Source organism: Pseudoalteromonas sp. MTN2-4 (genome assembly GCF_042848605.1).
GTDB lineage: Bacteria > Pseudomonadota > Gammaproteobacteria > Enterobacterales > Alteromonadaceae > Pseudoalteromonas.
The window spans coordinates 308,929-320,781 of record NZ_BTGK01000004.1 but is presented as its reverse complement, the minus strand read 5'-3'; the positions used below and the strand labels follow the sequence as shown (position 1 = coordinate 320,781).

Sequence of the window (11,853 nt, the reverse complement as noted above, 5' to 3'; positions counted from 1 at the left end):
ATATCTTTCACTGATAACAAGTTAGTCAAATTTTACGCACTATTAGCCTAAAGTTTTGATTTATAAATCAGTTAGTTTTGCTAATATGCTAAATCAATTTCGCTTAATTATATTGAATATGGAACTGTTGTTTTTTGCTGTCGCATTTGCATGCGGATTTTCTATTTACCAACTCAAGCTACCGCCACTCATTGGATTTTTAATGGCCGGCTTTATCCTAAACCTGATGGGTCACCAGACAACTGACTTACTCACACAGTTAGCTGATCTGGGTGTTACAATACTACTATTTAGTATTGGCCTAAAACTCAAAGTTGGTAATTTAGTTAAGCCTCAAGTGTGGGGTCCAGCAACACTTCACATTGTTTTAAGCACTGCATTTTTTGCCAGCCTATTATTATTATTAGGTGCAGCCTCACTGCCCCTCTTTAGCTCATTAGATACCTCAAGTGCTTTGCTTGTGGGTTTTGCTTTTAGTTTCTCTAGTACCGTATTTGCAGTAAAGGTATTAGAAGAGCGCGGTGAAATGTCTGCCCTACATGGCAAAATAGCCATTGGCATCTTGGTTATGCAGGATATCTTCGCGGTTATCTTTTTAGCTGTCAGCACAGGTAAAATGCCAAATATCTGGGCGCTTGGACTTTTAGTCGCACTGCCTTTATTTAGACCTATCATGTTCTGGGTACTTAATCGCTCTAAGCATGGTGAACTTTTACCTCTCTTCGGTTTTTTCTTCGCCTTGGTAATTGGCTACCATGCTTTCGAGTTTGCAGGGTTAAAAGGTGATTTGGGTGCACTTATTATAGGTATGATGTTTGCCCCACATAAAAAAGCCAGTGAGTTGTCTAAATCATTACTCAATGTGAAAGACATTTTACTTGTCGGCTTTTTCTTAAATATTGGTTTAAATGCGAATATTACACCTAATGCACTATTAGTTGCGGTCATGCTTATCTTAGTGTTGCCTATCAAGGTTATGCTTTATTACCTGTTAACTAACTTCTTCAGACTCAGGGCGCGTACGTCTCTACTGAGTGCATTTACGCTGTCAAATTACAGTGAGTTTGGATTAATCGTTTGTGCGGTAGCAGCTTCAACAGGCCTCATTACCAGCGATTGGTTAGCCGTTGTTGCCATTGCAGTATCCATCACCTTTGTCATAGCTTCTCCGCTAAATAAACGTGCCAATGAGTTATACGTTAAGCTAGAGCCTTGGCTATTAAAATTTGAGAGTGACAAACGCTTAGAAGAAGAATTACCTGTTAATTTAACAGATACCAAAATCGTTATTTTTGGTATGGGCCGAATTGGAACGGGTGCTTATGAAACAATAGAAGCGTCGCACCCAGGTAAAGTAGCTGGTATTGATATCAAACCGGAAGTCGTTGATAAGCATGTGAAGCGCAACCGTCGTGTTTTACTCGCCGATGCGACCGATCCTGATTTCTGGCAACGCATGAACCACTCTGACGTTGATATGGTAATGTTAGCCATGCCTAAACATATGCAAAACATTTTTGCGCTAGAGCAACTTCGAGCATCGGGTTTCAGTGGCCGTGTAAGCGCCATCGCATATTACCCAGATCAACAACGTGAATTAGAAGAAATGGGCGTAGAATTTACCTATAACTTCTATCTAGAAGCCGGTAGTGGTTTCGCTGAACACGTTAGTCAAAAAATATTTAATTCATAACTTAAAAAGTTATCAGTACCATAGCAGGTACTGATAACTATTTCTATTTTCCTCTCAACAACTTACATCTAGACGTCTAACTCCCCTTGTTCCTAATAATGCAAGCCGATTTACAAAGCTTTACATCGGCCGTAGAAATCATGCTCATAAAAAGAGTAAACTGGAACGGTCTTATGAGCTAAGTCTCTATTTTAAACACAATTTTTGTTTAAATATGATTAATCTTATGCTCGTATTTTTTTTGGATTTTTTGGCAAGCGAGAGGCATTGATGCGTAAAAGTAAGGCAGAATTAAATTTTTCAGCCGTGGTGGATGACGTTAAAGCAAGTCCTTTCATGGATTTGCAAAGCCGACTTGACGAGTTGCAAGACAATGGAATGACAGCGCTGACAATTCGCACTGTTTTATTTAATAAAATGTTAGATATGCACAGTGTTCCCGCCGATCATTTTTTGAGAAAAGAATCAGCCCCATCTAGATTAGATGACCCGAAAATAATTGAAACTCTGAATGACCTTGGTTTTTATAAGCGAAGTAAAATCGTTCATTAATTAAATGGGGAGCCTACTCTCCGACTCATAGGCTGGCAATGCCCGTCGCCAGCCTATCTTCTTTTTACTGAGTATTACTTGCTTATTTCTTTCTCTTTCAATACTTCTTTTTTGATAATTTTCTTAGGTATAAGACTGAGAACAGCGAGCTTTATTGGTAACCAATAAATAGCATAAACAGAATCATGTTTAGCGTCATATTTACCAACGCCAATACTTACTTTACCAGCCTCAGATGCTTTTATTAAAGTCCCTCCTAGCCTATCCCAAATAGCCAATGCAGAGCCCAAGTTAGTATCAAAGTGTTTAGGGTTATCGCTATGATGAACCTGATGTTGAGCTGGGCTAATAAACCACCCTTCTAATTTATCTCCCCAGCTAACCCAAATGTGGGAGTGTCTTAAATTAGCACCAAAAATATTGAACAAGAATACAAAAGCATTTGCACCTAGAATGTCGAACATGCTTAACGAAGTGCCAAATAGGTGATAGCCCACACCAACAGCGATACCTTGAGTCACCGCCATTCTGCAGGCGTATAAGTAACTCTCAAAAGGATGGGTTCGATAAATAGTAAATGGAGTTAGCACCTTTGCTGAGTGATGAACTTTATGAAACTCCCATAAGAATGGGACTTTATGAAGCAATAAATGCAGTAAATATCGGGTGAAATCATCGAGCAAAAATAGTATGAGTGTAAAAAAAGCAATCACACTTGCTTCTGGCCATTGCAACATAAGTGGTTTGCCGAGACCCCACTCCAGAAAATCTGTTACAGTTATCGCGACAGGCACCATGGTGAGTACAATGGGTGCAAACGTTGCTGCTTTAATTACTTTATTGGTTATCAACAGTGTGTAATCTAATTTCGCACTTCTACACAACCACACATCTCTGGGAAATAAAAAACGCAAAAACCCTTTGCCACTTTTTGATTTTTCAATTTGTGCATAAACAAAAAACGCCATAACTATCGCGCTAAGTAAATATGGAATGTATATGCGCTTATTTGCGTCAATTAAATAGGTAGGCAATGCTGATAAGTCTTGCCAAATTTGCTCTAACACACATTCTCCTAAAACACTTAAAGAAAAACACAACATCGGGTTGAAAGACAGCTTTGTTATTAAGGGATATACCAATCCTCAATAATACTTAATCATTTTGAGGGATTAAAGCTGCCGCTAACGGCGTTAAAAATTTCTCTTTTATAACAACTAAATAGCAAATTTTTCGCCTAGTTATCGACAAGCTTTTCTTGTCTCAAAATAGATCACTCAATTAAGAGGATTGGTATTATTTTACAAAAAAGGGCCACGAATGGCCCTTAATATATTTATTAATACAGGTATTAAAATTGGTATTTATAACCAATTGTAAACTGTCTAGGTTTGCCCGGTCTCGCACCATAAGGACGACGACTTACAATGTTTGCTTCATCAAATAAGTTATCAATTTTTGCGTAAATTCTACCGTATTTATCAAAATCATAACTTGCAGATAAATCGACCGTTGTTGTTCGATCTGTTTTTGCAGCTCGCACTTGTTCACTTGGGTTATCAATATCGGCCACAGTGCCTGCCATTTCCTCTAATGAAGCAATGTTACTGATAGCCATATTAAGCTTCCAATTACTTGATTCTAAACCTATGTTAAAAGAAAATTGATGCTTAGGCACATAAGGTAATGAATCACCAGCTGTTACGTTGCCCCATTGAGCAAAGTCAGATTTGAAACTATTTTTAAATTCACCATGGGTATAGGTGTAAACAAAGCTGTATGGAATATCAACTTGCAAGTTTAAAGGGTATGTTTGTGCAAATTGCGTTTCAACACCATATACGTCAACTTCTCCACCATTAAACTCTTGATCGAGCTGATTAATATTGCCACAGTTTGAGAAACCACAGCTTTCTTTAAGATTACTATAATCATTAAAGAAGCCAACCACTTCAAACTCAGTCACACCATCGTTAAAACGACCACCAAACTCATAATTGATACTCTTTTCAAGTTCAATATTCGTTGTTTGAGAAGGTGCTGAAGGCACAAAGCCTTTATGCACACCAAATAGCAAGCCTGACTCTTCATTGAGTTTGTAAAAACCGCTTAAGCCCGGTAGCCAGATACGCGTTGTTTTATCTAACCAATTACTTGCATCAGTATTTTCATGGTGATGCATTTTCATTAATTCACCACGCACACCTAATCCAAGTGTTAATGCATTAAAGGTAATTTGATCTTCTAGATAAACTGACCATGCATCTGTCGATTCAACATTGCGTGTTGTAGGGCGAATATCTTGACCTAGATTAAACGCTTTACCTGCTCGCATACCGTAAGTTTCTTCAAAATGCTTACGCTCAATTTCATCTTGGTGAAAACGTAACCCAGATGACAGTTTATGCTCGGTGTCGAATAACTTAAACTCATAAGTCGCATCAATTTGTAAACCTTGCGAATAATAAGCTCGGTCATTAGTGCCCATATTTAAGTAAATTTCAGGCTGACCATCGCTTACTGAATCTTGTTTACCGGTAATGACCGCATATTCAAGCTCATATTTTTCTGGTTTAGCTAAGATGCTTGATAATGATGCATCTAATGCATTTAAGCGACGATCTAATAAACCACCTAACTTAAGCCAAGCGCGCTCATAGTCATTTCGGTATAATCGAGATGTGACACTTAAGTCTTTATATTCAAGATTATGACTAAAAATCACTTGGGTGTGTTTAGTATCCATCAAAGCTGGCTGAGTGGCCGCGTAGCGACGGTAAGGATTCTGAGCAAAATCGTCATCCGTTAAGCCTAGATAAGTTTCATTCGAAACTTCATCAGCGTATGACAGTTTTAAGCCAAACTTATGATCAATGCCATCTTCGCTTAATTGATAGTTAAACTTAGCTAGGATGTCATTTTTTTCAAAACCTGAATCACCACCACCGTCAATTTCTTTGAAACCATCCGCTTTTAGTGAAACACCTTCGAGTAAAAAGCCCACATTATTTACAACAGAACCAAAATGACCATGAACTTTTTGATATCCATCGCTGCCAACAGCGACATCAATGCCACCTTCTGTAAATTCCGGGATTTGACGCGTGACTAGGTTAATTGTACCCGCAACCGTTTGTGGACCATATTTAATTGCAGCAGGACCTTTAAATACTTCTACCCCAGTGACACGTGTAATAACTGGAAAATAATACGCAGCAGGAGCCGAATATGGTGAAGGCCCAATCAAAACACCGTCTTCTAAAATTGTAATTTTCTTACTACGCTCTGGTGTAACACCACGAAAACCAATGTTTGGACGAAGTCCGTAACCATCTTCTTCACGAATGTTAACACCCGGTACCTTAGAAAGAAGGCGGTGAATATCGTCATATTCAAATTTTTCTAAATCAGCTTCAGTGATAAGCGTTGCAGAGCCTGCCTCTGTTCTAAGCTTATCGTAGTGACTGAGGATCTGAATATGCTCTAGCTCATCGTTAGCTTGATCAGATTTTAACTCTTGCGCAAATGCAGTAGGTAAGGCTAAGCCCAACGCGATTGCTAACGCAGATTTTCTAAGAATATGAGTATTAGTCATTGTCACCCGCCGATGTTTTAGGTAGTTCTAGAGCAAGTTTATTGATGAAATCATTCTTTAATTGATCGGTCACATCTTTTACTTTTGCATGGTTATGTTCAACAGCAGTTGTGTCGTTAGTTAATGCCGTTTGAAGGTCAGTAGAAATCGCATCAGCCGCTGCTTTTGCATCTGTGATCCCTTTAAGCATTAACTCTTTTGTGTCTGTTGCATCGTTGCTATCAAGAAAATCATCAAAGCCCGTATTATCACTTGTGCCACCTAAGAAGATTTTTTCAAACGCTGCAATGTTTGCTCGAATGTTTTCGATAGAATGTTTTGCGTAGATTGATTCTACTTCTTCAGGACAAGCAATGTTACCGCATCTGTTATCAAACAAACCTAATGGCGTAGCAAGCTTGTAGTCTTTCAACTCTTCAGTCATATAAAACAATGCGTCAGATATTTCGTTAATCGCATTCAATGTCGTTGAGTATGGGTTGCCTGGCTGTCCAGCATTTTTGAACTTAGAAGAGTAACCATCTTCACCCGACCATTCATACAGCAATTCAGTAGCTGAATCCGATAAATCTTTTGCTACTTCAACAGCAAACTGACAACGTGCAACTTTTCGTGATTGTTCAGATTGAGTATTCCAATCATTTAATGACTCTGCTGCATTAGCTGAACAGCTATGCGCCATATTTTCATTAAATAGTAAATATTCCATGGCATCTAAACCACGTCGCTTATCACTTCTCTTACTGATGTCGTAAGCATTGCCATTAATGTCACCTGCTGAGAAAAACACAACATCTTGATCAACACTACAAGTACTGGCGTTTGGCCAAGAGTAGATACGGTTTCTTAGTGATTTGTCATTAGCTAAAAGCGGGCCCACAATCATAAGTTCTGCATGTTGCCAACTTACCATGGTTTCTTTCCATGCATTTTGAGCTGCATTTTTTGCATCATTTAATGCAGTTTTAGCTTCCTCATCACCCATTGTTGGGTCATAGCTTGCTTCTAAATCACAATACGCTTTCACAATAGCGGGCTGCGCTTTAGCCTTGCTATCGAACTCAGTAAAAGTTGGAGTGATAACGTTATCAACTAAACTTGTTAGTAGACTTGCTTCGTCGAATATAGGAGTCTGGCTACCACTGCCGTTATCGCCACCATTACTGCTATTGTCGCCATTCCCTTGGTTCTGATTCTCATTCACTTTTTGCTGAGCATGCCCTTCGCCATTATTACTAGACACGCTCTCACCACAACCACTGAGCACTAGCGCAATACTAGTTACCAGTAATAAAGGTTTTAATCTCAAAGCCATTTAAAGCCTCTTTTTTCAAATGATAAATATGACAAAAGGTTAGCTCCAAAGAACTAACCTTTCTACTAAATCAAAACTGTTAAGGTATTACCAACCAGCAACTAATGCCTCTAATGCATCACCAGTTAAAACATTACCGTCTTTATCTTTCCACTCATAAGCATCACGAAGAATATTACGAGCTTCAATCAAGCCATCTTTATAAGCATTAACAGCATCAGCACCTTCAATAACAGGTGCATTAGCCATGAACTGGTGCAATTTAGTAAACTGTTCAGTTACTGAGCCAGTATTTGCATCTCGGTCAACGTTAACGAATGGTGATACCGGGTTAAACTGCATGTTTAGTGCGAAACCTTTCATCTCAGACCAATGCTTAGCAAATGCATAGAATTGTTCATGAGTGTAATCACCTGAAGCAATGTCATCTATATCACCATCATCGTTGTTTAATACATCATTAATATAATGAATTGATGTGGCTACAATTGCTTGTTCCCAAACTAATCGTGCTTCAGTTGCATAACCTTCAAGTTCAGTCATTTGCTCAGCAGTTAACGCAGTACCGGCATTGTCGCTTAAAAGCTTGCGTCCATTATAAAATGCAGTGAAAGCTTGCGTGCTTAAATCTGTAACATCGGTACGGTCACGTTTACCCGCGTTAGTTGAATTACCCCAGTTGTACTCTGCAAGTAAATCAATTTTGCCATCAGCATTTGTATCGTTTTTACCATTAAACGCTAAACGACCGTTACTTTCGTCGTCTTTCACTTTACTTGCTAATTCATCGTCAGAGTAGCTTAAGTAGTTACGAGCAGCACCAAAATAACCATAACCTTCATCCCATTGGTGCTCTAATGCTGTGTAAGCTTTATCACCAAACTCAAGGTTATCAGAAAGTAGGCCTTTAGTTGTTTTACCACCATCATTGTCTAGGTAGTCATCTGCCGATTGTGAAAATAGCACAGCACCGTTTAAGAATTTTTCTATTAACTGTTGTAAGTCAACACCTTCAGGCGTTACATATACTTTACCAACTTCTAAACCGTGCGTTGTTACCGCTTTACCAGCTTGAACTTCTAATGCGTTTTCACGTAGTAGTGTAAATAAATGCTCTGTAAAACCTGTCGGCGTATTTTGAGCTGCTTCTATACCTGACCAACCGTGTAATGCGTTTTCAGCATTCCAGTCTTTGTATTGACCTTTTGCGTCATTACCAGCTAGTTTACCTTTCAGGTTTTTGTGAGAACCTGAAATCTCAGTAAGAGTAGTTTGAACTGCACCATCAAATGCAGACAGCGTTAGCTCTCTAGAACCCCAAACATTCTCATAATCATCTGAAGAGATATCGTAATAAAGACTAATTTTGTCTTCGCTATTTGCTATATCAGTTGCGAAATCACCTTTGATATAATTTGAAAGTTCTTTTAATAAAACGTGACGTGCTACTTGACCAGAGTAAGCCACACTCGACTCACCAGATGATTCATTACGGAAATCGTAATCCATTTCATCTACAATGCTGATTTCTAGTTTCTTTGTGAAATCTTTTTCACCATCGTTAACCGTTACTTCAACTTCAACAGTTGCGGCTGTTTCAAAATCAAATACAGTGCCTTCTTTAACAGATAACTTAGTACCTTCAATTGTGAAACGCTCATCAGCTGTTGTAAATGTGAAAGAGGTCGAGTCAGCATCAGTTGCAGCTAAAGTACCTACTTCTTGAGCAACAGATACGTTTTCTTTAACACCAGCTTCAGAAGCTGTTAGAGTGATGTTCGTTGGTGCTGCGTTTGTTGGCGTAGTTGTATCTGGCGTAGTTGTTTTGTTGCTTGAACCGCCACACGCAGTTAAACCTAATGTTGCAGCTAGGATAGATGTAGCTAACAGAGACTTACGAAGGGTCATTCTTATTGTCCTTTGAAAAATATTAAATATTATTAAATTTTAATTGCAGCAAAGTATACACGTATCTAAATAACAATCAATATTATTTACACTGTCATAAATAGTGCTTTTGTCAAAAAGAGTGTGCAAAATACAACCAACCCAGATAAAGGTTCAATTTAACCACTTAAAAATCAACACAATAACAAAAAACTCAAAAAATAAATTTTAATAATCTTTATGAGAATCAATATCAATTACTTTATATTTATTGTGCTATTATCAATTATTCTCGATGCTATCATTAAATATTTGCTGAGCAGTCTGCCAAATAGCCAAATTAACAGGATCTTTTAACCTTGTAGATTTAGCTATTAAGCCAATTTCTATATCAGTATTACCGCTATTAATAGGCAATACTCTCACTTGCTGCTTAAAAGGGCTTTGAGATAAAACAACATCTGGTACTAAAGCGATACCAAACCCTAAACTAACAAGAGCCACAATTGCCTCATGACCTGATACATGCGCATAGACTTTCGGCTTAAAGCATTGTTCGGCACAGAACTCATCTAATCTTTCTTTTAATACACCCTGCTCAGGTACAATATATTCGAGCTTTGACCACTTTAGTGACGCTATAGGCATTGCATTTATAGTTTCACAGAGTGGACACTCCATTGTCGGCGCTATCATCAGCAACTTAGCTTCACCTAGTTTTGTATAAACAAGGCCTGCTGGTAGTTCTCTTGGCTTAACTGCAACAGCTAAATCCGCTTTTTCAGCTTGGACGTTCGATATTGAAAGCGCGGGGTCGCCAGTATTTAGATTCAACTCTACATCCGGGTATCTTTTACGAAATGCCGCAAACAATTTATATATGTAACTATAACTAGCCGTCACAGAGCAATATAAGTCAGCTTCCCCCGATAAAACCTGTTGTTCAGTCTGACATTGCCCTTTAAAAAGCCGCCATTGATTTAGCGTTGCATTAGCATAGTCAACAAAGGCTTTTCCTTGAGAAGTTAATGACACACTGCGGTTATCTCTAATAAATAAGGGTACGCCGACTTCTTCTTCTAATTGTTTTATTTGTCGGCTCAGTGTTGGCGCACTAATAAAGCAAAGGTTACTTGCTCGGCCAAAATGTAAGGTATCTGCTAGCGCTAAAAAATACTTAAGTTGTTTATGGTCCATTTTACATTTCAAAAATTGAAATACAGTAATTCAAATATATCATTTTACGAAATTTAAACTACCCTCTATTCTCAAACTCGTATCTAGACAAACACTTATTTATTTTAAGGCTCTAACATGGCGAATTATTTTAATACTCTTCCTTTACGCGAACAGTTAGCACAACTTGCTCAATGCGAGTTTATGGACCCAAAAGAATTTGAAAACGGCGTTGCAGCCCTAGAAGGTAAAAAACTGGTTATCATTGGTTGTGGCGCACAAGGTCTAAACCAAGGTTTAAACTTGCGTGATTCAGGGCTAGATGTCAGTTATGCCCTACGCGATTCTGCGATTGAAGAAAAACGTGCTTCATTCGTTAATGCATCAGAAAACGGTTTTACCGTTGGCACTTATGAAGAACTTATTCCTACTGCGGACTTAGTACTTAACCTTACCCCAGATAAACAACATACTAGTGTCGTTGAAGCTGTTATGCCACTTATGAAACAAGGCTCAACACTGGCATATTCTCACGGCTTCAATATTGTTGAAGAAGGTATGCAGGTACGTGAAGACATCACAGTGATCATGGTTGCACCTAAGTGTCCGGGCACTGAAGTACGTGAAGAGTATAAACGTGGATTTGGTGTACCTACACTTATCGCCGTTCATCCTGAAAATGATCCTGAAGGTAAAGGTCTTGAGCAAGCAAAAGCCTATGCGGCAGGTACCGGTGGTCACAGAGCTGGCGTACTTAAGTCATCGTTTATTGCCGAGGTAAAGTCAGACCTAATGGGTGAACAAACTATCCTTTGCGGTATGTTACAAACAGGCTCATTACTTTGTTTCGATAAGATGGTAGAAAAAGGTGTTGATGCGGCATATGCGTCAAAACTTATTCAATACGGTTGGGAAATCATTACAGAAGCACTAAAACATGGCGGTATCACCAATATGATGGACCGCTTAAGTAACCCAGCAAAAGTGAAAGCATTTGAGCTAGGTGAAGAACTAAAGCAAATCATGCGTCCACTGTACAACAAGCATATGGACGACATCATCAGCGGCGAATTCTCAAGCGGCATGATGACCGATTGGGCAGAAGACGACGCCAAGCTACTTTCGTGGCGCGCAGAAACCGCTGAAACTGCATTCGAAAAGCAAGAAAATACGGCTGAAGAAATTTCTGAACAAGCTTTCTTCGACAAAGGTATTTTAATGGTTGCTATGGTAAAAGCAGGTGTTGAACTTGCATTTGAGACCATGACAGCCGCAGGCATTATTGAAGAATCAGCATATTATGAGTCGCTTCACGAAACGCCGTTAATTGCAAACACAATTGCACGTAAGAAACTATTCGAAATGAATCGTACTATTTCAGATACGGCAGAATACGGTTGTTATTTATATAACCATGCATGTTTACCTTTGCTGCAAGATTTTATGAAAGAGATTGAAACTGATGTCATTGGTGAAGGATTAAGTTCAGATAACTTTGTTGATAACCAAGCATTAATCTCGGTAAATTGCGCAATTCGCAATCACCCTGTAGAAAAAGTGGGTGAGACATTACGCGGTTACATGTCAGCAATGAAAAAGATTGTTTAGAAACGTTTCGCTTGTTAGAAACCAAGC

The 11,853-nt window shown here is 38.7% G+C and carries 8 protein-coding genes; 3 read left to right on the top strand and 5 right to left on the bottom strand.

From position 1 onward, the window contains the following. The first annotated feature begins 118 nt into the window (after positions 1-118). Both ACGHEH_RS12515 and ACGHEH_RS12510 read left to right on the top strand, forming a co-directional pair. On the top strand, positions 119-1,693 hold the full coding sequence (locus tag ACGHEH_RS12515) for a cation:proton antiporter (protein WP_390446031.1): 1,575 nt from the start codon (positions 119-121) through the stop codon (positions 1,691-1,693). Between the two features lie 270 nt (positions 1,694-1,963). After that, positions 1,964-2,245: a hypothetical protein gene (locus ACGHEH_RS12510; protein ID WP_390445847.1), complete on the top strand. Its 282-nt coding sequence runs from the start codon at positions 1,964-1,966 to the stop codon at positions 2,243-2,245. Positions 2,246-2,319: 74 nt separating this feature from the next. Here the strand turns inward: ACGHEH_RS12510 and ACGHEH_RS12505 are convergent, their stop codons facing one another. The 5 genes from ACGHEH_RS12505 to ilvY form a co-directional block, all read right to left on the bottom strand. After that, positions 2,320-3,312 carry a sterol desaturase family protein gene (locus tag ACGHEH_RS12505; RefSeq protein ID WP_390445845.1) on the bottom strand — a complete coding sequence of 331 codons (993 nt, stop codon included), beginning with the start codon at positions 3,310-3,312 and terminating at the stop codon, positions 2,320-2,322. A gap of 284 nt (positions 3,313-3,596) precedes the next feature. Further along, positions 3,597-5,840 (bottom strand): TonB-dependent receptor family protein, encoded by a 2,244-nt coding sequence (locus ACGHEH_RS12500; protein WP_390445842.1) that lies wholly within the window; start codon positions 5,838-5,840, stop codon positions 3,597-3,599. Further along, a complete protein-coding gene (locus tag ACGHEH_RS12495) occupies positions 5,833-7,155 on the bottom strand; it encodes an imelysin family protein (protein WP_390445840.1) in 1,323 nt (440 codons plus the stop codon). The genes ACGHEH_RS12500 and ACGHEH_RS12495 overlap by 8 nt, the downstream gene beginning before the upstream one ends. Positions 7,156-7,242: 87 nt before the next feature. Continuing rightward, on the bottom strand, positions 7,243-9,063 hold the full coding sequence (locus tag ACGHEH_RS12490; protein ID WP_390445837.1) for a DUF4856 domain-containing protein: 1,821 nt from the start codon (positions 9,061-9,063) through the stop codon (positions 7,243-7,245). A 261-nt stretch (positions 9,064-9,324) separates the two neighbouring features. Beyond that, positions 9,325-10,239: an HTH-type transcriptional activator IlvY gene (gene ilvY, locus ACGHEH_RS12485; RefSeq protein ID WP_390445835.1), complete on the bottom strand. Its 915-nt coding sequence runs from the start codon at positions 10,237-10,239 to the stop codon at positions 9,325-9,327. Positions 10,240-10,356: 117 nt separating this feature from the next. Here ilvY and ilvC point away from each other — a divergent pair, with 117 nt between their 5' ends. After that, complete coding sequence (gene ilvC / locus ACGHEH_RS12480) at positions 10,357-11,826, top strand: ketol-acid reductoisomerase (protein ID WP_390445834.1); 1,470 nt, start codon at positions 10,357-10,359, stop codon at positions 11,824-11,826. Positions 11,827-11,853: the final 27 nt, after the last annotated feature.

Excerpts from the sequence above, each read along its gene's own strand:
- ACGHEH_RS12515 (WP_390446031.1), top strand. The coding sequence starts at position 119 with ATGGAACTGTTGTTTTTTGCTGTCGCATTTGCATGCGGATTTTCTATT.
- ACGHEH_RS12510 (WP_390445847.1), top strand. The coding sequence starts at position 1,964 with ATGCGTAAAAGTAAGGCAGAATTAAATTTTTCAGCCGTGGTGGATGAC.
- ACGHEH_RS12500 (WP_390445842.1), bottom strand. The coding sequence starts at position 5,840 with ATGACTAATACTCATATTCTTAGAAAATCTGCGTTAGCAATCGCGTTG.
- ACGHEH_RS12495 (WP_390445840.1), bottom strand. The coding sequence starts at position 7,155 with ATGGCTTTGAGATTAAAACCTTTATTACTGGTAACTAGTATTGCGCTA.
- ACGHEH_RS12490 (WP_390445837.1), bottom strand. The coding sequence starts at position 9,063 with ATGACCCTTCGTAAGTCTCTGTTAGCTACATCTATCCTAGCTGCAACA.
- ilvY (WP_390445835.1), bottom strand. The coding sequence starts at position 10,239 with ATGGACCATAAACAACTTAAGTATTTTTTAGCGCTAGCAGATACCTTA.
- ilvC (WP_390445834.1), top strand. The coding sequence starts at position 10,357 with ATGGCGAATTATTTTAATACTCTTCCTTTACGCGAACAGTTAGCACAA.